General features: G+C 73.8%; 22 protein-coding genes. 13 read left to right on the plus strand and 9 right to left on the minus strand.

Going from position 1 to position 26280, the window contains the following annotated elements:
- The first annotated feature begins 93 nt into the window (after positions 1-93).
- Positions 94-1437 (plus strand): ABC transporter substrate-binding protein, encoded by a 1344-nt coding sequence (locus DPM19_RS05065; protein ID WP_111863606.1) that lies wholly within the window; start codon positions 94-96, stop codon positions 1435-1437.
- A gap of 6 nt (positions 1438-1443) precedes the next feature.
- Positions 1444-2547, plus strand: coding sequence for an acyl-CoA dehydrogenase family protein (locus DPM19_RS05070; RefSeq protein WP_111863607.1), 1104 nt, complete (start codon positions 1444-1446; stop codon positions 2545-2547).
- Positions 2548-2593: 46 nt separating this feature from the next.
- Here DPM19_RS05070 and DPM19_RS05075 read toward each other — a convergent pair whose 3' ends face one another.
- The 4 genes from DPM19_RS05075 to DPM19_RS05090 are packed head-to-tail and all read right to left on the minus strand — an operon-like array spanning position 2594 to position 7350.
- Positions 2594-4300, minus strand: a complete 1707-nt coding sequence (locus tag DPM19_RS05075) for a class I adenylate-forming enzyme family protein (protein WP_199484859.1) — start codon at positions 4298-4300, stop codon at positions 2594-2596.
- 19 nt (positions 4301-4319) lie between these two features.
- Entirely contained in the window at positions 4320-5189 is an 870-nt protein-coding gene (locus DPM19_RS05080) for an amidohydrolase family protein (RefSeq protein WP_111863608.1), read from the minus strand.
- Complete coding sequence (locus DPM19_RS05085) at positions 5186-6439, minus strand: acyl-CoA dehydrogenase family protein (protein ID WP_111863609.1); 1254 nt, start codon at positions 6437-6439, stop codon at positions 5186-5188. Before DPM19_RS05085 ends, DPM19_RS05080 begins: the two co-directional genes overlap by 4 nt.
- Positions 6439-7350, minus strand: a complete 912-nt coding sequence (locus DPM19_RS05090; RefSeq protein ID WP_111863610.1) for an SDR family NAD(P)-dependent oxidoreductase — start codon at positions 7348-7350, stop codon at positions 6439-6441. Before DPM19_RS05090 ends, DPM19_RS05085 begins: the two co-directional genes overlap by 1 nt.
- Before the next feature lie 81 nt (positions 7351-7431).
- On the opposite strand from DPM19_RS05090, the gene DPM19_RS05095 reads away from it, so the two are divergent.
- From DPM19_RS05095 to DPM19_RS05105, 3 genes are read left to right on the plus strand one after another with little or no spacing between them, the layout of a single operon-like run.
- Complete coding sequence (locus DPM19_RS05095) at positions 7432-9027, plus strand: FadD3 family acyl-CoA ligase (protein WP_111863611.1); 1596 nt, start codon at positions 7432-7434, stop codon at positions 9025-9027.
- Between the two features lie 5 nt (positions 9028-9032).
- Complete coding sequence (locus DPM19_RS05100) at positions 9033-10244, plus strand: CoA transferase (protein ID WP_233509853.1); 1212 nt, start codon at positions 9033-9035, stop codon at positions 10242-10244.
- Entirely contained in the window at positions 10241-11080 is an 840-nt protein-coding gene (locus DPM19_RS05105) for an acyl-CoA dehydrogenase (protein ID WP_111863613.1), read from the plus strand. Before DPM19_RS05100 ends, DPM19_RS05105 begins: the two co-directional genes overlap by 4 nt.
- 63 nt (positions 11081-11143) lie before the next feature.
- Here DPM19_RS05105 and DPM19_RS05110 read toward each other — a convergent pair whose 3' ends face one another.
- On the minus strand, positions 11144-12385 hold the full coding sequence (locus DPM19_RS05110) for a CaiB/BaiF CoA transferase family protein (RefSeq protein ID WP_111863614.1): 1242 nt from the start codon (positions 12383-12385) through the stop codon (positions 11144-11146).
- Positions 12386-12446: 61 nt separating this feature from the next.
- On the opposite strand from DPM19_RS05110, the gene DPM19_RS05115 reads away from it, so the two are divergent.
- Positions 12447-13259 carry an enoyl-CoA hydratase/isomerase family protein gene (locus tag DPM19_RS05115; RefSeq protein WP_111863615.1) on the plus strand — a complete coding sequence of 271 codons (813 nt, stop codon included), beginning with the start codon at positions 12447-12449 and terminating at the stop codon, positions 13257-13259.
- A 198-nt stretch (positions 13260-13457) separates the two neighbouring features.
- Here the strand turns inward: DPM19_RS05115 and DPM19_RS05120 are convergent, their stop codons facing one another.
- From DPM19_RS05120 to DPM19_RS05135, 4 genes are all read right to left on the minus strand, one after another.
- Positions 13458-14252, minus strand: a complete 795-nt coding sequence (locus DPM19_RS05120) for an enoyl-CoA hydratase/isomerase family protein (RefSeq protein WP_111863616.1) — start codon at positions 14250-14252, stop codon at positions 13458-13460.
- Positions 14249-15757, minus strand: coding sequence for a class I adenylate-forming enzyme family protein (locus DPM19_RS05125; protein ID WP_111863617.1), 1509 nt, complete (start codon positions 15755-15757; stop codon positions 14249-14251). Before DPM19_RS05125 ends, DPM19_RS05120 begins: the two co-directional genes overlap by 4 nt.
- 71 nt (positions 15758-15828) lie before the next feature.
- The gene (locus tag DPM19_RS05130; protein ID WP_233509854.1) at positions 15829-16953 is read right to left on the minus strand and encodes an acyl-CoA dehydrogenase family protein; all 1125 of its coding nucleotides are present in this window, start codon (positions 16951-16953) and stop codon (positions 15829-15831) included.
- Positions 16950-18212 (minus strand): hotdog family protein, encoded by a 1263-nt coding sequence (locus DPM19_RS05135; protein ID WP_111863618.1) that lies wholly within the window; start codon positions 18210-18212, stop codon positions 16950-16952. The genes DPM19_RS05130 and DPM19_RS05135 overlap by 4 nt, the downstream gene beginning before the upstream one ends.
- A 118-nt stretch (positions 18213-18330) precedes the next feature.
- Here DPM19_RS05135 and DPM19_RS05140 point away from each other — a divergent pair, with 118 nt between their 5' ends.
- From DPM19_RS05140 to DPM19_RS05170, 7 genes are all read left to right on the plus strand, one after another.
- Positions 18331-19044: an enoyl-CoA hydratase/isomerase family protein gene (locus DPM19_RS05140; protein ID WP_111863619.1), complete on the plus strand. Its 714-nt coding sequence runs from the start codon at positions 18331-18333 to the stop codon at positions 19042-19044.
- The gene (locus DPM19_RS05145; protein ID WP_111863620.1) at positions 19041-20312 is read left to right on the plus strand and encodes an acyl-CoA dehydrogenase family protein; all 1272 of its coding nucleotides are present in this window, start codon (positions 19041-19043) and stop codon (positions 20310-20312) included. Before DPM19_RS05140 ends, DPM19_RS05145 begins: the two co-directional genes overlap by 4 nt.
- 21 nt (positions 20313-20333) lie before the next feature.
- On the plus strand, positions 20334-21488 hold the full coding sequence (locus DPM19_RS05150) for an acyl-CoA dehydrogenase family protein (RefSeq protein ID WP_111863621.1): 1155 nt from the start codon (positions 20334-20336) through the stop codon (positions 21486-21488).
- 105 nt (positions 21489-21593) lie between these two features.
- Positions 21594-23060 (plus strand): aldehyde dehydrogenase, encoded by a 1467-nt coding sequence (locus DPM19_RS05155; protein WP_111863622.1) that lies wholly within the window; start codon positions 21594-21596, stop codon positions 23058-23060.
- A 2-nt stretch (positions 23061-23062) separates the two neighbouring features.
- On the plus strand, positions 23063-23830 hold the full coding sequence (locus DPM19_RS05160; RefSeq protein ID WP_199484861.1) for an SDR family oxidoreductase: 768 nt from the start codon (positions 23063-23065) through the stop codon (positions 23828-23830).
- A 17-nt stretch (positions 23831-23847) separates the two neighbouring features.
- Positions 23848-25032, plus strand: coding sequence for a cytochrome P450 (locus tag DPM19_RS05165; protein ID WP_199484862.1), 1185 nt, complete (start codon positions 23848-23850; stop codon positions 25030-25032).
- A 19-nt stretch (positions 25033-25051) separates the two neighbouring features.
- Positions 25052-26257, plus strand: a complete 1206-nt coding sequence (locus DPM19_RS05170; protein ID WP_111863624.1) for a cytochrome P450 — start codon at positions 25052-25054, stop codon at positions 26255-26257.
- Positions 26258-26280 lie beyond the last annotated feature (23 nt).

Here is a 26280-nt window from a genome sequence, read left to right on the forward strand (position 1 = left end):
CTCCTTGATTGTAGAATACATTTTATATATAAGTTGCTTCGTGCTTGTCCGCAACATGTCGCCGGTCCCCGGCCGGCGTCGAGGAGGTACCGGATGACCGAGCAAGAGCAGCGCCACGCCGAACGGCTCTTCCCCGCCCCCGCCGACCACGGCATCGCGCTGCCCGACCGGGCGGTCTCCACCGTGCGCTCCGGCACCGACACCGGCGGCGACCACAGCAACGAGCTGTGGTACCAGGGCAGCGGCCGGATCGGTGAGAAGGCCGTCGAGTCCATCGTGATCTACCCGCCCACCGGCGGGCTGCAGACCCAGGGCGACCCGTTCGAACCGGTCAAGATCGGGCTGCTCATCGACATGGACCTCGGGCAGTTGCTCTCCGACACCATCGACCCGATCATCCTCGCCGTCGAGGACGCGCTCAACGAGGGCGTCTACGACCGGCCGGTGGAGATCCTCACCGTCGACGCCCGCGGCCTGCCCCGGGAGAACTACCTCAAGGTCCGCAAGGGCTACCAGCGGCTGGTGGACGCCGGCTGCGTGGTGGTGATCGGGCCGTTCATCTCCGACAACTCGCTCAACCTCTGCGCGACCATCAACGCCACCGGGGTGCCGTGCCTGGGCTGGACCGGCACGACCCTGTTCCACGGCGAGTACTGCTTCACCGTCGCCAACGGCGACATCCCCGTCGAGGGCGGCATGGCCGCCAACTGGTGCTTCCAGAGCGGCCACGAGAAGGTCGGCTTCTTCTGGGAGCAGGGATCCTCGGGCGACCTGTACGCCGACCACTTCCGCGCCGCCGCCCGGCAGTACGACCTGGAGGTCGTCAAGGAGGTCCGGCTCGGCCCCAACCCGCGCAACTTCCAGCGGCACCTGGAGACCATGCGCGAGCAGGGCGCCCAGGCGCTCGTCTACATGGGCTACGGCTACTCGACCTTCCACTTCGCCGCGGCGTTCAAGGAACTGGACTGGGACCCGCCGCGCTTCATGGGCACCGCGTTCATGTTCTACTCCAACTCCAACACGTGGGCCGAGGGGCTGGAGGGCTGGCACGGCGTCGACCAGCTCGGCGAGGACGGCGCCAACCCCAACTACGAGGCCATGATGGAGCGCTTCCAGGCCCGGTTCGGCCGCACCTCCCGCAACGTCGTCGTGGCCCTGTCCTACGACACGGCCCGCGCCGCGATCCACGGCATCGGCAACGCCCGCATCGCCACCCCCGAGGAGGTCAAGATCGGGCTGGAGAAGATCAAGTGGATGCCGTGCACCAACGGCGGGCCCGGCTGCCACCTCACCTTCGCCGAGTACGACCACCGCGGCTACAAGGGCGACTTCCTCACCATCCGCGAGCTGCGCGGGGGCGAGCTGCACTTCCGCGGCTACCACCGGCCCACCTGGCCCTCCAACACCCGCTCGCCGCTGCTCAAGGCCGACGGGTAGGGCACCGTGGACTTCGCCTTCGACGACGAACAGGAGGAACTGCGCCGGACCGTGCGCGGGTTCCTGCGAGACCACTCCCCCGAACCCGAGGTCCGGCGGCTGATGGCCACCGAGGACGGCCACGACCCGCGCACCTGGGCGCGGCTGGCCGGCGAACTCGGGCTCACCGGGCTCGCCGTGCCCGAGGAGTACGGCGGGGCCGGGGGCGGGGCGCTGGAGACGGGCGTGGTGCTGGAGGAGATGGGACGGGCCCTGTACTGCGGCCCCTACCTGGCCACCGGCGTGCTGGCCGTGCAGGCGATCCTGGCCGCCGGGGACCCCGGAGCCGCCCGGGAGCTGCTGCCGGGGATCGCGGCCGGGGTCACCCTGGCCACGGTCGCCCTGCCCGCCGACGGCACCGACGACACCGGCGCCGTCACGGTGCACCACTCCGGCGGCCGGTGGCTGCTGGAGGGGACGCGGGAGACCGTGCTCGACGGCCGGCTCGCCGACCTGCTCCTGATCCCCGCCCACGGCGCGGACGGGCTCGGCCTCTACGCCGTCTCCGGCGAGGCCGAACGGCTGGTGCGCACGGCGGCGGACCCGCTGGACCCCACCCGCAAGCTCGCCCGGCTCGACTTCGCCGGCACGCCGGCCCACCCGGTGGGCGGGCCGGACGCGGGCGGGCGGGCCCTGGCCCGGGTCCTGGACCACGCCGCCGTCGCGCTGGCCGCCGAGGCGGTGGGCGGCGCCCAGTTCCTGCTGGACACCGCGGTGGAGCACGCCCGGGCCCGGATCCAGTTCGGCCGCCCGATCGCCGCCTTCCAGGCGGTCAAGCACGCGTGCGCGGACATGTACGTCGAGGTCGAGTCGGCCCGCTCGGCGGCGTACTACGCGCTGTGGGCGGCGGCCGGGGACTCGCCGGAGCTGCCCGCCGCGGCGGCGCTGGCCAAGGCGGCCTGCTCGGACGCCTACGCCCAGGTGGCCGCCGAGGCGATCCAGGTCCTCGGCGGCATCGGCGTGACCTGGGAGCACCCGGCCCACCTGTACTTCCGGCGGGCCAAGGCGACCCAGCTGCTGTTCGGCGACCCCGACCGGCACCGCGACCGGCTGGTGGAGCTCATCGGCTGAGGCCGTGGGGGCGCGGCGGCCGGCACGGACCGCCGCCCCCGCGGCCTCACGCCGGCGAGCCCTCCAGCTCGCGCTTGAGCACCTTGCCGGTCTGGCTGTAGGGCAGGGCGTCCCGGAACTCCACCCGCGCGGGCACCTTGAAGGCCGCCAGCGCGCCCGCCACCCAGTCGCGGACCTGCCCGGCGTCCAGCTCCGCGCCGCGCCGGCACACCACGAACGCCTTGACCTCCTGGCCGAGCACGGTGTCCGGGACGCCGATCACGGCCGCGTCGTCGATGTCGGGGTGCTCGACCAGCCGGTACTCGATCTCGATCGGGTAGATGTTCTCCCCGCCCCGGATGATCATGTCGCGCATCCGGCTCTCCAGGTACAGCACGCCGTCCACGATCCGGCCGTAGTCGCCGGTGCGGTACCAGCGCCCGTCGTCCAGCACGTCCCGGGTCGCCGCCGGGTCCCGCCAGTAGCCCAGGAAAACCCCCGCCCCGGCGAGGTGCACCTCGCCGACCTCCCCCTCGGGCAGCGCCGTCCCCGCCGCGTCGCGCACCTGCACCTTCATGGTCGGTGCGGCGGCGCCGACCGACGCGGGGTGGGTGTCCATCTTCTGGGCGTTGAGGAAGGTGCCCGCGCCGGTGGTCTCGGTCATCCCGTACCCGTTGGTGACCTGGACGCCGGGCATCTTCTCCTCGATCAGCCGCAGCAGTTCCGGCGCGAAGGTGGAGCCGCCGCTGCCGATGGTGGCGACCTGGCCGGTCTCGTAGGAGTCGAAGTCCGGATGGGTGAGCATCCGCCAGAAGTGGGTGGGCACGCCGCTCCACTGGGTGAGCCGGTGCTCATGGGTGAGCCGGAGCGCGGTCTCCTCCGACCACCGGCCCGGCGGAGGGAGCACCAGCTTGGTGCCGAACAAGGGTGCGGTGCTGAGCGCCACGCACGCCCCGGAGACGTGGAAGAGCGGGTTGGACAGCAGCGTGGCCCGCTGCACGCCGGGCGGGACCTGCCGCCCGTCCGCGCCGCCCGCGAGCGCGGCGACCGCGCCGCCGAGCCCGCCGAACAGGCCGAAGTGCACCATGTTACGGTGGGACAGGACCGCCCCCTTGGGACGGCCGGTGGTGCCGCTGGTGAACATGATCGCGGCGGGGTCGTCCTCCTCGATCACCGCGGCGGGCCAGTCCGCGGGCGAGTCCAGCCGCTCGGCGGCCCCGGCCAGGTCGGCGAGGTCGGCTAGGTCGGCTATCCGGATCGTGGCCGCCGCTCCGCACTCGTGCAGCCGCTGCAGCGGGCGGCCGGCGCCGAAGACCACCACCGGTCCGGTGAGTTCGATGCCGTGGTCGAGCTCGGCCGGCGTCCACCAGCCGTTCAGCCCAGTCAGGATCGCGCCCAGCGCGGTGGTGGCCCAGAAGGCCAGCAGGTACTCCGGCGAGTTGGGGGCGGCGACGGCCACCCGGTCGCCCTTGCCGACGCCGTACTCGCCGGCCAGGACGGCGGCGTACGCGCGGGCCAGCCGGGCGGCCCCGGCGTAGGTGAGCGTGCGCTCCCCGGCGACCAGGTAGGGCGCGTCGGGCGTGCGCCCGGCCGCGCCGTCCAGCACCGCGGGCAGGTGCGGCGCCCGCTGCACGAACACCTCCGCCGGCGCGCCGAGGACGGGCTCCAGCGCGCGCTCGAAGGGGCCGCCGGGGCCGGTCAGCAGCGCCCGCAGGTCGGCGGAGAGCATTTCGTCGGCACGCCAGTCCAGCGTCACCGGTCCACTGCTGGTCAACAGCGCCTCCAGGGGTGGGTCATTCGATGGCGAGGATGCGGGCGGCGTTCTCCCGGAGGAACCGGGGCCAGACCTCGTCCTTGAACGGCACGTTCGGCAGCTCGTTCATGATCCGGTCGAGGGTCAGGCCCATCGGGTAGTAGCCGGCGTAGAGGATCTTGTGCGCGCCGCGGGAGTTGGCGTAGTCGACGATCTCCCGCGGGTAGTACTTCGGCGCGAACGCGCTGGTGGAGTAGTACAGGTTCGGCCACTTGACCATCAGCTTCACCGCGAGGTCGGTCCACGGTTCGCAGCCGTGCCGCGTCACCAGCACCAGTTCGGGGAAGTCGTACATGACCTCGTCGAGGTACTCCACCCGCTGCGGTGCGAAGGGGACGCGCGGGCCGGGGACGCCCGCGCACACGAAGATCGGCAGGCCGAGTTCCACGCACTTGGCGTAGATCGGGTACATCTTCTTGTCGTTGATCGCGACCTGTGGTGTGGTGCCGGCGGGAAAGACGTCCACGGCCCTGATGCCGAGGGAGTCGTGGGCGGACACGATCGCCCGCACCGCCTCCATGCCCTGGTTGGGGTCCACCGACAGGGTGCCGACGAACCGGTCCGGCCGGGTGGCCACCGCCCGCGCGCCGTCCTCGCCGCGGACCCCGACGAGGCCGACCGCGATGCCGTGGCGGTCCATCTGCTCCAGGGTGATCTCGACCGGGTCCCGGCCCGGTTCGGATCCGTCCTCGGGCACGTCCTTGAACATGTAGCCGGCCGGCATCTTCAGGTCGCCCCGGGACTCGGCGTCCTTGGTCTGCCGGGTGATGTACGCGTAGGTCTTGGCGGGGTCGCGCAGCGGGAACCCGATCATCGTGTCGATGACGGGCACGTCCACGGGCATCGTCATGGGTCGTTCCTCCTGGGCACGCCGGTGGTCAGTTCCCGGAAAGGTACGTCCCGGTCGGGCGCCGGCTCGCGCGGCAGTCCCAGGACGCGCTCGGCCACGGCGTTGCGCTGGATCGAGTCGGTGCCCCCGCCGATTCGCAGCCCCTGGGCCGTCAGCAGCAGCCGCTGCCACTCGTCCCCGCCGCCGGGGCCCAGCGCCAGGCCCGCGGTGCCCTCGATGAGCAGGCCCGCGTCGGCCGCCTCCTGGGCCCGCCGGGCCACCAGCAGCTTCATGATCGACGCCTCGGGGCCGGGCGGGACGCCCTTGCTCAGCGCGGTGCGCGCCCGCAGGCCCAGGTAGCGCAGGGTCTCGTCCAGGGTGTGCACCCGGGCGACGGCCCGGCGGACGGACGGGTCGGCGAGCCGGCCGCGCTCGCGGGCCAGGGCCAGCAGCCCGCCGGCCCGGGCTCCCCCGCCGCCGCCGATCATCGCGCGCTCGCTGGCCAGCGTGGTGTGCACGACCTTCCAGCCCGCGTCCGCCTCGCCGACGACGTTGTCCGCCGGGATGCGCACCCCGTCGAGGAACACCTCGTTGAAGTGGTACGAGCCGTTCATCTGGCGCAGCGGGCGGATCTCGATGCCGGGCGTGCGCATGTCGAGGAGGAAGTAGGTGATGCCCCGGTGCTTGGGGGCGTCGAGGTCGGTGCGGGCGAGCAGGATCGCCCAGTCGGCGACCCCCGCGCCGGAGGTCCACACCTTCTGGCCGTCCACCACCCAGTCCGCGCCGTCGCGCACCGCCCGGGTGCGCAGGGCGGCCAGGTCCGAGCCCGCCGCGGGCTCGCTGAACAGCTGGCACCAGACCGTCTCGCCGTGCAGCAGCCGGGCCAGGTGGTCGCGCCGCTGCGCGGCGGTGCCGTGCCGCATCAGGGTGGGCCCGACCATGGCCAGGCCGATCAGGAGGGGGCCGACGGAGACGTCGAAGGCGGCGGCCTCCTCGGCGAAGATCGCCTCCTGGATCGGGGTGCCGCCGCGCCCGCCGAACGCCTTCGGCCAGGCGATGCCCGCCCAGCCGCCCTCGTGCAGCCGGGCCTGCCAGGCCTGGGCGGCGCGGGCGGCGGCCCGTTCGGCCTCCTCGTAGGCGGCGGCGGTGCCGCCCCAGCCGAAGTGCAGCCGGGCGTTCACGGTGCCGGAGAAGGGCGGGGCGTGCTCGGCCAGCCAGGTGCGCGCCTCGGCCCGGAAAAGCGCCTCCTCGGTGGAGTCCCGGAGGTCCATCAGCGCAGCCCCGGGGCCCGGGTGCCGAAGACGTCGGTGGCCAGCAGCATGCCGAGCCGTTCGGCGTCCCAGCGTTTCCCGTCGCTGGAGATGGTGGCGGCCTCGTGCCAGCCCCGCATCAGGTGGATCTTGTCGTGGATGACCCGGATGATCTGGCCGGTGACGTGCTGTGCCTGGTCGCTGGCGAGCCAGGCCACCACCGGCGAGCTGCCCGCCGGATCCATCGGGTGGTAGTCGTCCACGCCCAGCTCGTCGGGTTCGAACGCCGCCAGGTCCTTGCCCATCGTGGCGGTGAGCCGGGTCATGCCGCCCGGCCCGACCGCGTTGACCGTGACGCCGAGCCGGTACAGCTCCAGGCTGGTGGTCAGGGTGAGCCCGGCGATCGCCGCCTTGGCGGTGGCGTAGTTGGACTGGCCGAAGTTGCCGACCAGGCCGGCGCCCGAGGTGGTGTTGATGATGCGGCCGGTGCTGGTCTCCCCCGCCTTGGCCCGTGCCCGCCAGTGCCGGGCCGCGTGATGGGTGAGCAGCCAGCTGCCGCGTACGTGGACGCGCATGACCAGGTCGAAGTCGTCCGGTGTCATGTTCCAGATGACCTTGTCGCGGGCGATGCCGGCGTTGTTGACCAGGATGTCCAGCCGGCCGAACTCGGTGACCGCGCGTTCGACCAGCGCCCGGGCCTGCTCGTCGTCGGCCACGTCGCCGTAGTCGGCGACCGCGGTGCCGCCGCGCTCGCGGATCAGCTCGACGACCTCGTCGGCGTCCTTGCCCGCGCCCTCGCCGGTGACCGAGGTGCCCAGGTCGTTGACCACCACGGCGGCGCCGTGCCGGGCCAGCTCGAGCGCGTGCCCGCGGCCGATGCCGTGGGCGGCTCCGGTCACGATGGCGATCTTGTTTTCGAGCAGTCGGGCCACGGGTCCTCCTGGTGCGGTACGGCCGTCCGCCGCATCGACGCGGGAAACTGTATATGTTATTTATAATGTATGGAAGTGAGAATGTCAGTCGACACCCGCGGTGACCTGACGTGGGGCACGACCGGCCGGCTGCTGGCCATGACCGCACGGCGGCTGCCCGCGGCCGAGGCCGTCGTCGACGGCGAACTCCGGCTCACCTACCGCGCGCTGGACGCCGAGGTCGACCGGGCCGCCCGCGCCTTCCTGGCCGCCGGGCTGGAACACGGCGACCGGGTGGCAATCTGGGCGCCCAACTCGGCCCGCTGGATGATCGCCGCACTCGGGCTGCAGCGGGTCGGCGGGGTCCTGGTCCCCCTCAACACCCGGTTCCAGGGCGCCGAGACCGCCTACCTGCTGGACAAATCCGGCGCCCGGCTGCTACTAACCGTCACCGACTTCCTGGGCAAGGACTACCCCGCCCTGCTCACCACCGCGGCCGGCGGGCCCGGCGCCGGCCGGCCCGCCCGCGACCTGCCGGGCCTGGAGCGCGTCGTCCTGCTGTCGGGCGAGGGGGACGGCCAGGGCTGGGACGCGTTCCTCTCCACCGGCGAGGGCGTCCCCGCCGACGAGGTCGAGCGGCGGGCCGCGCGGGTCGGGCCCGACGACCTCTCCGACATCCTCTTCACCTCCGGCACCACCGGCTTCCCCAAGGGCGCCATGTGCACCCACGGCCAGGCGCTCCGGGCCTACGCGCTCTGGGGCGCGGTCGTCGGGCTGCGCGAGGGCGATCGCTACCTCATCGTCAACCCGTTCTTCCACGGCTTCGGCTACAAGGCCGGCTGGCTCGTCTCGATCATGGCGGGCGCCACGGCCCTGCCCGCGCGCACCCTGGACGTGCCGCACGTCCTGGAGATGGTGCGCCGCGAGCGCGTGACGGTGCTGCCGGGGACGCCCACGCTCTACCAGACCATGCTGGAACACCCCGACTTCAGCGCCGCGGGCGTGGCCTCCCTGCGGCTGGCCGTCACCGGCGCCGCCAACGTGCCCCCGGCCCTGCTGTACCGGATCAGGGAGGAGCTGGGCTTCGAGCACATCGTCGCCGGTTACGGGCTGACCGAGACCTGCGGGATCGTGTCCATGTGCCGGTACGACGACCCGCTGGAGGTCGTGACCACCACCGCGGGCCGGCCGCTGCCCGGAGTCGAGGTCCGGATCGCGGCGCCCGACGGCGGGGAGGGCGAGATCCTGGTGCGCGGCTACACCCTGATGCAGGGCTACCTCGGCGAGGAGGCCGAAACGGCCGCGACCATCGACGCCGACGGCTGGCTGCACACCGGCGACGTCGGGACGCTCGACGAGGAGGGCCGCGTCCGCATCACCGGCCGGATCAAGGACATGTTCATCGTCGGCGGCTTCAACGCCTACCCCGCGGAGATCGAGAACATCCTCGTCCGCCACCCGGACGTGGCCCAGGCCGCCGTCGTCGGCGTGCCCGACGCGCGGATGGGCGAAGTCGGCGCGGCCTTCGTGGTACCCCGGGCGGGTCGGGCCCCCGACCCGGCTGCCATCATCGCCTGGAGCCGGGAGAACATGGCGAACTACAAGGCGCCCCGCCGGGTCGAGATCCTCGGCGAGCTGCCGCTGAACGCCGCGGGGAAGGTGGACAAGAACATGCTGCGCGAGCGGGCCACCCGGTGACGGGAGTGCTCGACGGGCTCCTGGTGGTCGAAGGGTCGGCCTTCGTCGCGGCCCCGCTGGGCGGCATGACCCTGGCCCGGCTGGGAGCCGACGTCATCCGCTTCGACGACGTGCGCGGCGGCGCCGACCACGGCCGCTGGCCGCTGGGCCCGGACGGCAGCAGCCTGTTCTGGCGCGGCATGAACAAGGGCAAGCGCTCGATCGCGGTCGACCTGCGCCGGCCCGAGGGACGGGAGCTGGTCGCCGCGCTGATCACCGCGCCCGGCCCCGACGCCGGGCTGTTCCTGACCAACTTCCCGGCCACCGGCGCGCTGTCCTACGAGCGGCTGCGGGCCCGCCGCGACGACCTGATCATGCTGACCCTGACCGGGAATCCCGACGGGAGCAGCGCGGTCGACTACACGGTCAACCCGGCGACCGGCCTCCCGCTGATCACCGGTGACGGGCGCGAGCCGGTCAACCACGCCCTGCCCGCCTGGGACGTGGCGGCGGGGCTGACGCTCGCGGTGGGCCTGCTGGCCGCCGAGCGGCACCGCGCCCGCACCGGCCGCGGCGACCACGTCACGCTGTCCCTCGCCGACGTGGCCTTCGCCACGATGGCCGACCTGGGCTACCTGGCCCAGGCCCGGCTGCTCGGCGAGATCCGGCCCGCCCTCGGCAACGACCTGTACGGCGCGTTCGGCCGGGACTTCACCACCCGGGACGGGCGGCGCCTCATCGTCGTCGCGATCACGCTGAAGCAGTGGCGGTCCCTGGTCGAGGCGACCGGGATCGCAGAGTTCCTGCCGACCGTCGAGAAGGCGCTGGACGTGCGGCTCGACGACGAGGGCGGCCGCTTCACCGCCCGGGACGCGGTCGCCGCGCTGATGGCACCCTGGTTCGCCCGGCGCACGCTGGCCGAGGCGCAGGCCGGACTGGACGCCGCCGGCGTGTGCTGGGGCCCCTACCAGTCCTTCACCGAGGCCGCCGCCACCGATCCCCGGCTGTCGACCGCCAACCCGCTGTTCGCCGAGGTCGAGCACCCCGACCTGGGCCCGCTGACGACCCCCGGCTCGCCGCTGGCCTTCACGGGCCGGGAGCGGTCCGACCACCTGCGCGCGCCCCTGCTCGGCGAGCACACCGACGAGATCCTCACCGGGGTCCTGGGGCTTTCCCCTGCCGAGATCGGCCGGCTGCACGACGCCGGCCTGGTACGGGCGACGGAGGCGCGTCCATGAGCGAACCGACCGACTTCGGGGTCCCGCCGCTGCGGGAACTGGAGGTTTCCGGCGAGCAGGCCCGCCGGCTGGCCGCCGTCCTGGACGATCCGGCCGGGCCGGAACTCGCCCCGGGCCGGCCGCTGCCGGCGCTGTGGCACTGGGCCCTCGGCACCCCCGAGACGTCCACCACGATGCTCGGGCCGGACGGGCACCCCCGGCTGCCGTCCTGCGGCCCCGCCGCCGGGTTCCCCCGCCGGATGTGGGCGGGCGGCCGGGTGGAGGTGCACCGTCCCCTGCTGATCGGCGCGCCGGCGCTGCGGGAGACCTCGGTGCTGCGGGCCGAGCGCAAGACGGGCCGCTCCGGCCGGCTGCTGGTCGTCACCCTCCGGCACGTCTACACCCAGCACGACGCCACGGCGATCGAGGAGGAGCAGGACCTGGTCTACCGCGAGCCCGGCGCCCCCGTCCCGGCCCCCGAGGGCGGGCACTCCGAGCCCGCCCCGCCCGGCGGCTGGGCCGAGCGGGCCGAGGCCGGCCCGGTCATGCTCTTCCGGTTCTCCGCGGTCACCTTCAACGCGCACCGGATCCACTACGACGCCGCCTACGCCAGGGACGTGGAGGGCTACCCGGGCCTGGTGGTCCAGGGGCCGCTCACCGCGCTGCTGCTGGCGGAGTCCGCGCGCCGCCGCACCGGGCGGGAGATCGCGGGGTTCTCCTTCCGGGCTTCGGCGCCGCTGTTCGCGGATGCCCCCTTCACCCTGACCGGGCGGCCCGCGGAGCCGGACGTCGAGTTGCGGGCCGTCCGGGGGGACGGTCAGGTCGCGACGGCGGCCACCGCCCGGCTCGCCGGCTGAGATCCCGGCGGCCGCGGGGCCGCGACCGGCTCCGGTCGGTCACGGCCCCGCGGCCCGTCCGGATCAGCCGAGGGCGCCCTCGGCCCGCAGCCGGCCCAGGGTAGCCGGGTCGTAGCCCAGCACCTCGGCGAGCACCTCGGCGGTGTGCTCCCCCCGCCGCGGGGCCCGCCGGGCGGCGGCGGGCGGGGCCTCCCCCACCACCCGGACGGGGAAGGGAAGCTGGTCGGCGACCAGCCGGTCGGCGGGCTGCCACGGCATCCGGTCGGCGAACTGCGGGTCGGCGGCGACGGTGGCCGGGGTGTTGACCGGGCCGATGGGCACGTCGTGCGCCAGGCCCAGCTCGACCCACTCGGCCGTGGTGCGGGTGCGGAAGATCCCGTTCAGCTCCCGGCGCAGGTCCAGGTCGCCGCGGGCGTGGTCGGCCAGCGCCTCCCCCGGGCGGGCCCGGAAGAGGTCCTCCCGGCCGATCGCCGTGCAGAAGTTCTGCCAGAACTTGCGTTCGGAGGCCATGAACAGCACGTGGCCGTCGGCGGACTCGTAGAACTGGTAGCGCACCCCGTCGGCCATGCCCGCCGTGCCCGGGGGGCGGCGCTCGTACCCGTCGGAGGGGTTGCCGGTGACCTCGTCCGCCGGCCTGGCGTAGGCGCGGTGGCCCTCGCTGCGCAGCCAGTCGAACGCCGCCGCGGCGTCGGACTGCGCCACCTCCAGGTGGCAGCCCTCCCCGGTCTGCCGGGCGCGGAGCACCGCGGCGAGGATCGCCGCGGTGCCGAACAGCGGGCCCGCGGTGATGCCGATGGAGGTGTGGTCGGGAATCGACGGCAGCCCGCCGGGCCCCGGGACGGGCTGGACCGTGCCGGCCCAGGCGTCGTAGGCGATGCCGTGGCTGGGCAGCTCCCGGTAGGGGCCGGTCATGCCGTAGCCGGAGATGGTGAACATCACCACGGCGGGGTTGGCCTCCCGGAGCCGCTGGTAGCCCAGGTCGCGCCGGTCGAGCCCGCCGGGGCGCATCGCCTCCACCACCACGTCGGCCGTGCGCACCAGGCCGAGGAACGCCTCGCGCCCGCCCGCGGTGCGCAGGTCCAGGATCACGCTGCGCTTGCCCCGGCTGACGTGCAGGTGCAGCAGCGAGTCGCCCTCGACGATGGGCCAGCTCATGGAGCGGATGTAGTCGCCCGCGGGCGGCTCCACCTTGATGACGTCGGCGCCCAGGTCGGCCAGCGGCGTCGAGACGGCGCCGGGGCCCAGCATCGAGCACTCCACCACCCGCAGCCCGGCCAGCAGCCCCGGTTCCACGCGCTCACCCATCCGTCCTCCTCCATCGTAAATATATTTAGTATATTCAATTAAACAAGCGAAAGGACCCGGGATGGGCGAACGCTACACGTCGGTGAACGGGCTGCGGGCCGAGACGTCGGGCCCGGTGCTGCGGCTCACCCTGGACCGGCCCGACCGCCGCAACGTCCTCGACGACACCTCCATGGCCGCACTGGTCCGCAACCTGGAGGGCGCCGCCACCGACGACGGGCTGCGCGCCGTCCTGCTGTCGGGGGCCGGGGAGGACTTCTGCGGCGGCTTCGACATCGTCGGCCGCAACGCGCCGCAGGAGAACCGGCCCCGCACCGGGAGCATCCAGCGCCGGCTGCCCGTCCAGGCCAACCGGCTGATCCCGCTGCTGCTGGAACTGCAGCTGCCCGTGGTCTGCGCGGTGCGCGGGTGGGCGGTGGGCATCGGCGCCCAGCTCGCCGCCGCCGCCGACTTCACCGTGACCGCCCGGGACGCGGTGTTCTGGTACCCGTTCCTGCGCCGCGGCTTCACCCCCGACTCCGGCAGCACCTGGCTGCTGCCCCGGCTCGTCGGCCCGTCCCGGGCCAGGGAACTGCTGATCCTGGGCCGCAGGCTGTCGGGCGAGGAGGCCGCCGACTGGGGGCTGGCGGACACGGCCGTCGACGCCGGCGACGTCCGCAAGGCCGCCGAGGACCTGGTGGAGACGCTGGCCACGGGCGCGACGGTCGCGATCGGGCTGACCAAGTCGCTGCTGAACGCCGCGCCCGACAACGACCTGCGCCGGCACCTGGCCGAGGAGGCCTACGCGATGGAGCTCAGCTCCCGCAGCCCGGACTTCCGCGAGGGCATGCGGGCGTTCGCCGAACGCCGCACCCCGGACTTCGGCGGCCGGTGACCGCCTGAGCCGAGGGAGGGAGCGGAGCGGCCCGCGAGGAACGAGCGGTCCGCGCAGCGACCGAGCGAGGCGAGGGCGGCGGCAAACACAGCCTGAGCCGAGGGAGGGAGCGGAGCGGCCCGCGAGGGACGAGCGGTCCGCGCAGCGACCGAGCGAGGTGAGGGCGGCATGGGCACAGCCTGAACGGCACCGCCGCGATCAGTCGACCTTCCAGCGGGGCTCGCGTTTCTCGGCGAAGGCGGCCGGGCCCTCGGCCTGGTCGGGGTGGCCCCACAGGCCCACCAGCTCGGCCGCCCCCGCCTTGCACGCGTCGGTGAGCCCGTGTTCCAGCGCGCCCCACAGCGCCCGCTTGGTGGCGCGCATCGCCGCCGGGGAGTTACGGGCGATCTTCTCGGCCAGTTCCTGGGCCGCGTCGTGCAGCCGTTCCGGCGGGTCGACGACCTCGCTGACCATGCCCAGCTCGTAGGCGCGCGCGGCGCTCATCCGCTCGTACCGGCCGACCAGCGCCATCCGCAGCACCGCCTCGGCGGGCATCTTGCGCATCAACCCGATCATCTCGATCGTGCTGGCCTGGCCGACCGACACGTGCGGGTCGGTGAACGAGGCGTCCGAGGCGGCCAGCACGATGTCGGCGTCGGCGACGAAGTGCAGCCCGCCGCCCGCGCAGATGCCGTTGACGGCCGCGATCACCGGCTTGTCGATGCCCAGGAACCAGGAGGTGAAGCCCAGGTCCCATTTCTGCACCGACTCGCGGTAGCGCTCCATGCCGATCCCGTCGCTGGCCAGTTCCTTGACGTCGGCCCCGGTCTGGAAGTCCCGGCCGAGCCCGCCGTTGACGATGACGCGGACCGCCGGGTCCTCGCCCAGCTCCGTCCACGCGTCCCGGAGTTCGTCACGCATCGCGTTGTTCATCGCGTTGCGGCGGTCGGGCCGGTTGAACAGGATCCAGCCGACGCCGCCGCGGCGCTCGACCCGAAGCGTCTGGTAGGTCACTGGGCGTTCGTCCTCTCGTAGCCTGCGACGAGCTCGCGCCGCAGGACCTTGCCGATCTCGTTGCGGGGGAAGTCCGGGACGAGGTGGATCGCGACGGGCACCTTGTAGCCGGCCAGCGCGCCGCGGGCGAACTCCCGCAGCGCGGCCTCGTCCGGCGCGGCCCCGGCGGCGGGCCGGACCCAGGCCACCGGGACCTCGCCCAGCCGGGGGTCGGGCACGCCGGCGACGCAGGCGTCGGCGACGTCCGGGTGGCCCCGCAGGGCGTCCTCGACCTCCTGCGGCACGATCTTGAAACCGCCGCGGTTGATCATGTCCGAGACCCGGCCCTCGATCCACAGGAACCCGTCGGCGTCCACCCGGCCCAGGTCCCCGGTGCGCAGGAAGCCCTCGCCGTCCACCCGGTCGCCGTCCTGGCGGGTGGCGAACGGCGAGTGGATCCAGATCTCGCCCGGCTCCCCCGGCGGCACCTGCGCGTGCTCCTCGTCCAGCACACGCAGGGTGATCCCGGGATGCGGGCGGCCCGGCGAGCCGAGCTTGGCGTCCCCGAACTCGCGCAGGTCCGCCGCCGTCCAGCCGACCACCTCGCCGCCCAGTTCGGTCTGCCCGTAGGAGTTGAGCACGCCGACGCCGAAGCGCTCGCGGAACCGGCGCGCCTGCGCCGGGGTCAGCGGCGCGGTGATCGAGCGGACCAGCTTCAGCGGCGCCAGGTCCGTGACTCGGGGGTCCTCGACCAGCATCGTCATCATGGCCGGGGCCAGCACGGTGGAGCGGATGCCGTGCCGCCTGATCAGCTCCGCGCAGTGCACCGGGTCGAAGCGCTCCAGCAGGATCACGGGCGCGCCCACCCGGAAGGCGAACAGGACGTTCCAGATGCCCGCCCACAGCGCCAGCGAGGCGGGGATCAGGTTCGGGGGCGGCGACCCGCCGCCCCCGCGCGACCCGCCGCGCAGCCGGGCGATCACCGTGTCGACGCCCTCCAGGATTCCCGCGTGCCGCAGCACGACCGGCTTGGCGGGCCCCGTGGTGCCGGAGGTGCGCATGATCAGTGCTGTTCCCGGGGCGAACCGCTCTCCCGCCCAGGGCGTACCGGGCGAGGAGTTCCACCGCCCGTCCGGTGACCTGATCAGCCGGGTGCGGTCGCCCGGCACCCGGGGGGCCTGCTCCTCGTCGACGACGACCAGCAGCGGGTCCGCCGCCGCCAGGTGCTCGTGCAGTTCCGCGTCGGCGAGCCGGGCGTTGACCGGGATGTACACCCCGCCGACCCGCCACACCGCGAACATGGCCAGCACGGCGGTGAGCGCGTCCTCCACGACGCAGGCGACGGGCTCCCGGCCGGACACGCCCAGGCTCACCAGCCGGCCGGCGAGGTCGTCGACGGCCGCCGTCAGCTCGCCGAGCGTGGCGGCGTCCGTCAGGCGGTGCAGCACCGGGGTCCGCGGGTCCGCCGGATGGTCCGGCAGCAGTGCGGCGAGCCCCGGGACGGTGGTCACCGGGCGATCCGGCATCGGTCCTCCTTCAGGCGTTTTCGGGCGGGGGTCCGGGACCGCCCGGGAGGTGCGGCGGGCGGTCCCGGCTGTCACAGCGTGCGGGCCAGCTGCCCGGCCACGGTCTCCAGGTGCTCGGCGGGGGCGCCCAGCAGCTCCGCACCGGTCCAGGCGCGCTTGAAGTACAGGTGGGCGTCGTGCTCCCAGGTGAAGCCGATGCCGCCGTGCAGTTGGATCGTCTCCCCCGCGACGGCCACGAACGCCTCCGAGCAGTAGGCCTTGGCCACCGCCGCGGCCACCGGCAGGTCCTCGCCGACCTCCGCGGGGGCGACGGCGGCGCGTGCCGCCGCACCCGCGGCGGACTTCGCCGACTCGACCCTGATCAGCATGTCGGCGACCTTCTGCTTGACCGCCTGGAAGCTCCCGATCGGGCGGCCGAACTGGACGCGGGACGTCACGTGGTCGACGGTGAGCCGCAGGCAGCGCTCGGCCCCGCCGGCCTGCTCGCAGGCGAGCATCGCGCGGGCGACGTCCAGGGCCCGGGCCAGGGCGGCCCAGGCGTCGGCCGTCGCCAGCCGGTCGGCCGGGACGGCGTCGAAGTCCAGGTGCGCCTGCTTGCGGGTCTGGTCCAGGGTGACCAGCGGAACGGCCGCCAGGCCCGGGGCGTCCCGCCGCACCGCGAACAGCGCCAGGTCGCCGCCGGCCATGGCGGGGACGAGCACCAGATCCGCGTGCGCGCCGTCGAGGACGAAGCCGGCGGATCCGGTCAGCCGCCAGCCGTCACCGTCGGTCGAGGCCGTCGCGATCGGCCGCTCGGCGGCCGAGCGGCCGGCCTGGTCGGTGACGGCCACGGTGGCCACCAGCGTCCCCGCGCACAGTTCCGGCAGGTAGCGCCCGGCCGCGGCGGTGTCGCCCGCGGCCAGCAGCAGCGGGATCGCCAGCCCGGCGGTGGCCAGCAGCGGCGCGGCCAGCAGGCCGCTCCCGGCCTCCTCGAAGACCGCGCCGAGCTCCACCTCGGTGAACCCGGCGCCGCCGTGGGACTCGGGGACCGCCAGGCCGGCCAGTCCCAGCTCGCCGCAGAGCCGCCGCCAGACCTCGGGCGACCAGCCGCGTTCGGTCTCCATCAGCCGGCGCACCTCGGCGGGCGGCGACAGGTCGGCGAACGCGGCGCGCACACCGTCGCGCAGCAGGCGCAGGTCCTCGGGGCCGGCGCTCACGAGCGGCCCTCGGCGAACCGGCCGATCATCGCGTCGAAGGCGGCCTCCAGCGTGCCGTCCCCGCCGGGTGGGTCCGGCAGCCGCACCGGGCCGTGCTCGCGGCTGGGCAGCAGGATGGTCGCGGTGGCCGGCGAGGTGACTTCGTCGCGCTGGCTGCGGGTGCGCAGGGCGAGGTCCACCGCGGGCCGGCCGCCCTCGGCGAGGTACTTGCGGGTGACCTCGCCCGCCACCCACTGCGCGTCGCCGACGTAGTTGAACTTGCGGAACTCCACCCGCAGCCGCCAGAGCCAGGCGTCGTCGCCCATCCAGTCGGTGCAGGCGTGGATCAGCCAGGTCTCACGCATCCGGCCGTAGTCGAAGGTGGTGGGGTTTCCGGACCTGCGGGCGAAGGCGGGGTCCCAGTGCACCCGCTGCATCGCGTCCGGCACGCCGAGTTCGTCGCGGTGGTAGAAGCGCGGGACGCGCTGCCGGTTCTGGTAGGCCAGCCGCAGCGGCGCGACGTTGTACATGCCCATGCCCATGCCGACGTGCCAGCAGACCATGTCGGTGACGGTCAGCGGCCCCTTGACCAGGGGGCCCACCGGGTCACCCGCGGACACGTCCTCCCACCACCGGGGCTCGGCGCCCCGGGGCCGCTCGGCCGCGTAGGCGGCGTCCAGTTCGGCGATGGCGGCCTCGTCCCAGCTCTGCGGCTGTACCTCGGCGTACTTCTTGCGGGTCCGCGCCCGCTCCCGCTCGGTGCGGAACATCATCCGGTACTGCGCGCCGAGGAGGGTGCCCTCGGCTGTCCGGAACGCCTGGGCGGTCCACTCCTGGACGCCGCGGCCGCCGAACTCGCTGGGCTTGTCGACCACGCCGACCAGGGCGGTCCGCCGGAACACCCGCTGGTCGGGGCGGAGCGGGGCCCACCACTCCCGCTCGCTGGCCGCGTAGAAGGCGTGCACGCCGCGCAGCGGGTCGCCGCGCAGCCCGCGCGCGGCGGCCAGTTCGGCCTCGTCGAGGCGGTCCTCCCCGATCAGGCTGTCGCCGCCGACCAGCGGGGGCGGGGCGATGGGGCCCTTCCACCGGGAGGTCGCGGCGTGCTCGGGGTCGCACCACAGCGGGTTGTCGTCGCCGTAGGAGAGGGCGACGTTGCGGAACGCGTCCTCGTTGGGGCGGCGATAGTGCGGCGGCGCCGGATAGGGCTGGGGGACGCCGATCCGTGTGCGCAGGGCGGCGACACCCGCATCGGTGATCTTTCCCGTGGTGGACTCGGCCATCACCCGTCCGCATCTGCTCCAGGGCGGCCGTGCGGCCGCCGCCCGATGACGCCCCAACTATTGCATCAATTATATGATAAAAAATCCATAGGGCAGGGACGCGTCCGGGGAGGCCCGCATGAGCGACGGAACGCTGCTGGTGGAACGCCGCGGGCCCGCGGGCTGGCTGATCTTCAACCGGCCCGACCGGGGCAACGCGATGAACGCCGAGATGATGGCCGCGCTGCCCGCCGCCTGGGCCGAACTCGACGCCGATCCGCAGGTGCGCGCGATCGTGGTGACCGGCGCCGGCCGGGCCTTCCAGACCGGGCTCGACATGACCCAGCTCAGCCGCGACCCCGTGGCCCTCAAAGAGATGTCGCGCCGGACCAGGCGGGCCGACCTGCGGCTGACCGGCTGGCACCTGGGCGTCACCACCCCCGTGGTGACCGCCGTGAACGGCGTGTGCGCCGGCGGCGGGCTGCACTTCCTGGTCGACTCCGACATCGCCATCGCCTCCACCGCGGCCTCGTTCACCGACCCGCACGTCAGCGTCGGCCAGGTCAGCGCCTTCGAGACGATCGCGCTGGCCCGGCGGGCCGCGTTCGCCCCGGTGGCGCGGCTGGCCCTGACCGGAGCGCACGAGCGGGTCTCCGCCGCCGACGCGCACCGGCTGGGCTGGGTCGGCGAGGTGACCGCGCCGGACGAACTGCACGGCCGCGCCCAGGAACTGGCCGAACGGATCGCCGAGGTCCACCCGATGGTCCTCGCCACCGCCAAGCGCGCGCTCTGGCGCGCCCTGGAGACCTCTCTCACCCGCGCCCGCCACGAGACCTCGGGAGCACGGCAGTGACCGACCTCTTCCTCGACTGCCGGACCGAGCGGGACGTCACCGCGGCCGTGCTCGGCTGGATCTCCACCGAACTGCCCGAGTCCTGGCGGAAGGCCGGCGAGGCGGGCGGCCCGAGCGCGGTCCGCCAGGTGCGGACCCCCGAGGAGTACCGGTCCTGGTACCCCGCGTTCGCCCGGACGGGGCTGGTGGTCCCGCAGTGGCCGGCCGCCTACGGGGGGCTGGGCTGGGACCGGAGCCTGGCCCGGGCCGCCGAGCGGGCGCTGGCCCCCTACCACCTGCCCCGGCTCAACCCGCTGGGCCTCAACCTGGCCGCCCCGGCCCTGTTCGCGCACGGCACCGAGGAACAGCGGCTGCGCTTCCTGCCCAGGATCGTCTCCGCCGAGGAGATCTGGTGCCAGCTGTTCAGCGAGCCCGGCGCGGGCAGCGACCTGGCCTCGCTGGCCACCCGGGCCGAGCGGGACGGCGAGGGGTGGCGGATCACCGGGCAGAAGGTCTGGACGACCTGGGCGCACCTGGCCGACTTCGGCGTGCTGCTGGCCCGCACCGACCCGGACGTGCCCAAGCGCAAGGGCATCACCTACTTCCTCATCGACATGCACCAGCCCGGCGTCGAGGTCCGCCCGCTCCGGCACATCGGCGGCGAGGTGGACTTCAACGAGGTCTTCCTGGACGGCGCGGTCGTCCCCGACACCTGGCGGGTCGGGGCGCCCGGCGAGGGCTGGCGGGTGGCCCGCGCGACGCTCAGCGGCGAGCGCCAGATGGTCTCGGGCGCCGGGTCCGGCGGCGTCGACCGGATCGGCGGCGCCGGGGCCCGGCGGCTGGTCCGGCTGGCCCGCGAGCGGAGCGAGCGGGGCCTCCCGCACGGCTGGGACGACCCGCGGGTCCGCGAGCAGGTGGTCCGGCTGTGGTGCGAGGAGCGCATCCGGGCGTGGACCAACGCGCGGGTCCGGGAGGGGCTGCGGGCCGGGCTGCCGCCGGGCCCGGAGAGCTCGATCGGCAAGGTGCACGGCTCGGAGCTCAACCAGCGGATCCAGGCCGCCGCGGCCCGGCTGCTCGGCCCGGAGGGCACCGCCTGGCCCGGCGATCCGGGCGGCTACGCCGAGTCGATGCCGGCCGAGGTCCGCGGGATGCTGCGCAGCCGGGCCAACACCATCGAGGGCGGCACCACCGAGGTCAACAAGAACATCATCGCCGAGCGGGTCCTGGGACTGCCCAAGGAACCCGACCCCTGGGAGGGACAGCCCTGGCGGGACGTCCCACGGGGCTGACACACCGCGAGGAGAGCACACGTGGACGACTCCGACGTCGCAGAGATGGTCGCGGCGGTACGCCGGCTGGTGCGCGAGCGGGTGGTGCCGCTGGAGGCGCGGATCGACGAGACCGACGAGATGCCCGCCGAACTGGTCTCGGCCGCCGCCGAGATGGGCCTGTACGGGTTCGCGATCCCCGCCGAGTACGGCGGGCTGGGCCTGACCATGCACCAGGAGGCGCTGCTGGTCATGGAACTGGGCCACACCACCCCCGCCTTCCGGTCGCTGTTCGGCACCAACAACGGCATCGCCGGGCACGTGCTGCTGGAGGGGGGCACCGAGGAGCAGCGGAAGGCGTACCTGCCGCGGCTGGCCTCGGGCGAGTGGACCGCCTCGTTCGCGCTGACCGAGGCGGAGGCCGGCTCCGATCCCGCCGGCCTGCGCACCGCGGCCCGCCGGGTGCCCGGCGGGCACGTGCTCGACGGGGCCAAGCGCTACATCACCAACGCCCCGATCGCCGACCTGTTCATGGTGTTCGCCCGGCATGGCGAGCAGGAGAAGGCGGCGCGTGACATCTCGGTGTTCCTGGTCCCCCGGGACGCCCCCGGGCTGTCGGTCGGCCCCCGCGACCGCAAGATGGGGCAGCACGGCGCGTGGACCGCCGAGGTCCTCCTGGACGGGGTGTTCGTGCCCGACGACGCGCTGGTCGGCGGTGCGGCGGGGCGCGGCGCCGGCTACCTGACCGCGCTGCGCTGCCTGGCCCACGGGCGGCTGCACATCGCCGCGCTGTGCGTGGGCATGGCGCAGCGGCTGCTGGCCGAGACCGTCGAGTACGCCCGGGAGCGCACCCAGTCGGGCCGGCCGATCGCGGAGTTCCAGCTCGTCCAGGGGCTGATCGCCGACTCGCAGACCGACGTGTACGCCGCCCGGGCGCTGGTGCTGTCGGCCGCGGCGGAGTTCGACGCGGGGACCGACACCCGGATGGGGCCCTCCTGCGCCAAGTACTTCGCCAGCGAGGCGGTCGGCCGGGTGGCCGACCGGGCCGTCCAGGTCTTCGGCGGTGCGGGGTACATGCGGGGGGTGGCGGTCGAGCGGTTCTACCGGGACGCGCGGCTGTTCCGGATCTACGAGGGCACCAGCCAGGTGCAGCAGGTCGTCATCGCCCGGCAGGCGCTCGCCCGGGGCCGCGACTGAGACTGGAGTCTCGACCGCACCCGACCCGTCTGATAATATATTTAATCAAATCTGCCATCCAGGCGTGGAGCCGTCCCGCTCCCGCACCCGTCCCCGGGAGGCCAGATGTCGGCGGCACGCGCCGAGCACCTGCTGATCGACGGCCGGCTCGTCCCGGCCGAAGGCGGCGGCACGTTCGAGAACACCAACCCGGCCACCGAGGAGGTCATCGGCGTCACCGCCGACGGGACCCCGGGCGACATGGACGCCGCCATCCGCGCGGCCCGCCGGGCCTTCGACGGGACCGGCTGGTCCACCGACCCCGCGCTGCGGGTGGAGTGCCTGCGCGGGCTCCAGCGCGCGCTCGTCAAGAACGCCGAGGAGCTGCGCGCCGCCATGGTCGCGGAGCTGGGCACCCCGGTCGCGCTCACACACGGCGCCCAGCTTGACACCCCGGTGGAGAACATCGGCTGGGTCGCCGACCTCACCGAGAGCTACCGGTGGACCGAGGACCTCGGGCCGGCCAGGCCCTACGGCATCGCGTCACACCGCTCGACGGTGCGCGAGCCGGTGGGCGTGGTCGGCGCCATCACGCCGTGGAACTTCCCGATGCAGATCAACCTGGCCAAGCTCGTGCCCGCGCTGGCCGCCGGGTGCACCGTGGTCCTCAAACCCGCCCCCGACAGCCCGTGGACCGCGACGCTGCTCGGCCGCATCGTCGCCGAGGAGACCGACCTGCCGCCCGGCGTGCTCAACATCGTGGCCTCCTCCCGGCACGAGCTCGGCCGGCAGCTCGCCGAGGACGACCGGGTCGACATGGTCTCCTTCACCGGCTCGACCGCGACCGGCCGGGCGGTGATGACGGCGGCCGCCGGCAACCTCAAGAAGGTCTTCCTGGAACTGGGCGGCAAGTCCGCGCTGGTCGCCCTGGACGACGCCGACCTGGGCCAGGTGGTCGGCAACGCCGCGTTCCAGATCACCACGCACGCCGGCCAGGGCTGCGCCATCCTCACCCGGCTGCTACTCCCCCGCGCCCGCTACGAGGAGGGCGTCGAGGCGCTGGTGGAGACGCTGCGCGGCTGGCCCTACGGGGACCCGGCCGACCCGGGCACCCTGATGGGCCCGCTGATCAGCGAGCGGCAGCGCGAGCGGGTGCTGGGGTACATCGCCACCGGCGTGCGGGAGGGCGCCACCGCCGCGCTCGGCGGCGGCGTGCCCGGGCACCTGCCCCGGGGCTGGTTCGTGGAGCCGACCGTGCTGACCGGCGTCGACGAGAACGCCACCGTGGCGCAGGAGGAGATCTTCGGCCCGGTGATCTCGGTCCTCGCCTACGACGGGGGCGACGACGAGGCCGTCCGGATGGCCAACAACTCCCGGTACGGGCTGTCGGGGATGGTGGTCAGCGCCTCCGCCGAGCGGGCCCGCGCCGCCGCGCGCCGGATCCGCGCCGGCACGGTCTCCGTCAACGGCGGCATCTTCTACGGCGCCGACGTGCCGTTCGGCGGTTACCGGCAGAGCGGGATCGGCCGCGAGAGCGGGGTGGCGGGTTTCGAGGAGTACCTGGAGATCAAGTCCCTCGCCGAGGGGGTGTGACCGTGCGGCTCATCGGTCGCCGGATGCTCGTGGTGGGAGCCTCGGCGGGGATCGGGCGCGCGCTGGCCGTCCGCGCCGTCGAGGAGGGCGCCCACGTCCTGGCCGCCGCCCGCCGCGGGGCCGAACTGGAGAAGATCGAGGGCTGTGTCCCGGTGACCGCTGACGTCTGCGCCGAGGACGACTGCGCCAGGCTGGCCGAGACCGCACGGGACGCGCTCGGCGAGATCGACGTCCTGGTCTCCTGCGTGGGCACCGCACCGCTGCGCATGATCGCCGACACCGACGCGGCCGACTGGCGGCGGGTCTTCGACGTCAACGTCGTCGGCTTCCACCAGGTGCTGCGCGCCTGCCGGCCGGTACTGGCCCCGAACGCCGTCGTCGCCGTGCTGTCCTCCGAGAGCGTCGACCAGCCGCGCAGCGGCCTGGGCGCCTACTCGGCCAGCAAGCTCGCCCTGGAGCGCACGCTGACGGCCTGGCGGGTGGAGCATCCGGGCCTGCGGTTCTGCCGGATCAGGGTGGGCGCCACGTTCCCCACCGGGTTCGGCGACGCGTTCGACGGCCCCACCCTGGAGCGGGTCCTGAAGGACTGGGCGGCCCGCGGGCTGGCCCAGGAGCACTTCATGACCCCCGAGGAGGTGGCCGCCGTGCTGACCGGCGTGTTCGCAACCGCCGCGGACCTGCCCGGCGTCTGCCTGGACGAGCTGACCGTGCGCTCCCCCTCGGCGGTGACCGAAGGCTTCGAGAGCGCCTTCGGCGATCACCGACCGTGACAGACGAGGAGAGAACCGTGATCGAGTACAACCCGTTCTCCCGGGTGACGACGCACAACCCGTTCCCGGTCTACCGGCGGCTGCGCGACGACGCCCCCGTCTACCACAACGAGGAACTGGACTTCTGGGCCCTGTCACGGTACGAGGACGTGATCGCGGCGCATCTGGACACCGACGTCTACTCCAGCGCCCACGGGGTCACCATCGAGGGGGTCGACCAGGGGGCGCCGTTCCTCATCGTCAAGGACCCGCCCGACCACACCACGCACCGCAAGATCGTGGCCCGCATGTTCACCCCCCGCCGGATCAACCAGCTCGAACCGTTCATCCGCGCCACCGCCGCCGCGCTGCTGGACAAGGTCGCCGACCGGGACCGGTTCGACCTGGTGCAGGAGTTCTCCTTCCGGCTGCCGCTGGACGTCATCAGCGAGCTGATCGGCATCCCCGAGTCGCTGCGCGAGGAGATCCACCGGCTCAGCGACCGCATCGCGGTGCGCAACGAGGACATGTCCGTCCCCGAGGACACCTACGTCGCCAGCGCCGAACTGTGGTCGCTGCTGACCGAGCTGGTCCGGGAACGCCGCCGCTCCCCCGGCGACGACGTCATCACCATGCTGATGAACACCCGGGTGGAGGACGGGGACGGCGAGCGCTCCCTCGGCGACAGCGAGCTGGCGTCCCGGTTCCTGGAGCTGGCCTTCGCCGGGCACGAGACCGTCGCCAAGCTCATCCCCAACGGCGTCATCGCGCTCAGCTGGTACCCCGACCAGCGGCGCGAGCTGGTGGCCGACCCGTCGCTGATCCCGAACGCGGTCGAGGAGATGCTGCGCTGGGACCCGCCCTCGCACTACCAGGGCCGCTGGACGACCCGCGAGGTGGAGCTGCACGGCACCACGATCCCCGCCGACGTGCGGGTCATCCTGCTCACCGGCTCGGCCGTGCACGACGAGCGCAAGTACCCCGACCCCGAGACCTTCGACATCCACCGCGAGATCGACCGGCACGTCAGCTTCGGCTTCGGCCGGCACCTGTGCCTGGGCGCCTCCCTCGCCCGGCTGGAGACCCGCGTCGCCTTCGAGGAACTACTCCGGCGCTTCCCCGACTTCACCTTCGACGGCACCGGGGTCGAACGCCACTACTCCGGCAACGTCCGCGGGCTCGCCGCACTCCCGATGATCGTGGAGCGGCGCGCGGCCGCCTGAACCCGCAGGAGACACCGCGATGAGCGACCATCCGACCAACGACGCCATCAACCTGATCAGCGGCGAGTTCTGGGGGCGCGACCCGCACGACGAGCTGCGCTGGATGCGCGAGCACGCCCCGGTCTACCGCGACCCCCACAGCGGAGCCTGGGGCGTCGCCAAGCACGAGGACGTCCGGCTGGTCTCGCGCACCCCCGAGGTGTTCTCCAGCGCCCAGGGCATCCGGGCCGACTCCGGCCCGATGCCCATGATGATCGACATGGACGACCCGGCGCACAAGCTGCGGCGCAAGCTGGTCAACGCCGGGTTCACCCCCCGCCGGGTCACCGCGCAGGAGGACTACCTGCGGCAGCTCTGCGACGACATCATCGACCGGGTGTGCGAGCGGGGCGAGTGCGACTTCGTCTGGGACATCGCCGCCCCCCTGCCGCTGATCGTGATCGCGGACGCGCTCGGCATCGCGCCCGAGGACCGTTCCACGCTGCTGACCTGGTCCGACGACATGGTCCGCGGGCTGACCGGCGGCGCCGTCCCCGAGCTGCTGGTCAAGGCGGGCGAGGCGTTCAACGGGTTCACCGAGTACGCCGGCCGGGTCATCTCCGACCGCCGGGACCGCCCCCGCGACGACCTCATCAGCCTGCTGGTGCACGCCGAGATCGACGGCGACCGGCTGGACCACGACTCGCTGGTGCAGGAGTCGCTGCTCATCCTGATCGGCGGGGACGAGACCACCCGGCACGTGATCTCCGGCGGCGCCTGGCAGCTGTTCCGCCACCCCGACCAGCGGCAGGCCCTGATCGACGACCCCGGCCGGCTGCCCACGGCGATCGAGGAGATGCTCCGCTGGGTGTCGCCGGTCAAGAACATGAACCGCACGGCCACCCGGGACGTCGAGCTGCGCGGCCAGCGCATCCGGGAAGGCGACAACGTCCTGCTGCTCTACCCCTCGGCCAACCGCGACGAGGACGTCTTCACCGACCCCGACCGCTTCGACATCGCGCGCTCCCCCAACGACCACATAGCGTTCGGCAACGGACCGCACTTCTGTCTGGGCAACAGCCTGGCCCGGCTGGAGCTGCGGGTCATGTTCGAGCAGTTGCTGACCCGGCTGCCCGACATGGAACCGGTCGACGCGGCCGAGCCGGCGCACCGTCCGGCCAACTTCGTGTCCGGCTACGAGTCCATGAAGGTGCGTTTCACCCCCGCGCCCCGGGCGGGCGACTGAGCCCGGCCGTCGATCTGGAGGAT

The organism is Actinomadura craniellae (assembly GCF_003289645.1).
Classification (GTDB): Bacteria; Actinomycetota; Actinomycetes; order Streptosporangiales; family Streptosporangiaceae; genus Actinomadura_D; species Actinomadura_D craniellae.

Excerpts from the sequence above, each read along its gene's own strand:
- DPM19_RS05065 (WP_111863606.1), top strand. The coding sequence starts at position 94 with ATGACCGAGCAAGAGCAGCGCCACGCCGAACGGCTCTTCCCCGCCCCC.
- DPM19_RS05140 (WP_111863619.1), top strand. The coding sequence starts at position 18,331 with ATGAGCGACGGAACGCTGCTGGTGGAACGCCGCGGGCCCGCGGGCTGG.
- DPM19_RS05105 (WP_111863613.1), top strand. The coding sequence starts at position 10,241 with ATGAGCGAACCGACCGACTTCGGGGTCCCGCCGCTGCGGGAACTGGAG.
- DPM19_RS05085 (WP_111863609.1), bottom strand. The coding sequence starts at position 6,439 with ATGGACCTCCGGGACTCCACCGAGGAGGCGCTTTTCCGGGCCGAGGCG.
- DPM19_RS05110 (WP_111863614.1), bottom strand. The coding sequence starts at position 12,385 with ATGGGTGAGCGCGTGGAACCGGGGCTGCTGGCCGGGCTGCGGGTGGTG.
- DPM19_RS05170 (WP_111863624.1), top strand. The coding sequence starts at position 25,052 with ATGAGCGACCATCCGACCAACGACGCCATCAACCTGATCAGCGGCGAG.
- DPM19_RS05135 (WP_111863618.1), bottom strand. The coding sequence starts at position 18,212 with ATGGCCGAGTCCACCACGGGAAAGATCACCGATGCGGGTGTCGCCGCC.
- DPM19_RS05155 (WP_111863622.1), top strand. The coding sequence starts at position 21,594 with ATGTCGGCGGCACGCGCCGAGCACCTGCTGATCGACGGCCGGCTCGTC.
- DPM19_RS05080 (WP_111863608.1), bottom strand. The coding sequence starts at position 5,189 with ATGACGATGCCCGTGGACGTGCCCGTCATCGACACGATGATCGGGTTC.
- DPM19_RS05125 (WP_111863617.1), bottom strand. The coding sequence starts at position 15,757 with ATGCCGGATCGCCCGGTGACCACCGTCCCGGGGCTCGCCGCACTGCTG.
- DPM19_RS05115 (WP_111863615.1), top strand. The coding sequence starts at position 12,447 with ATGGGCGAACGCTACACGTCGGTGAACGGGCTGCGGGCCGAGACGTCG.
- DPM19_RS05095 (WP_111863611.1), top strand. The coding sequence starts at position 7,432 with ATGTCAGTCGACACCCGCGGTGACCTGACGTGGGGCACGACCGGCCGG.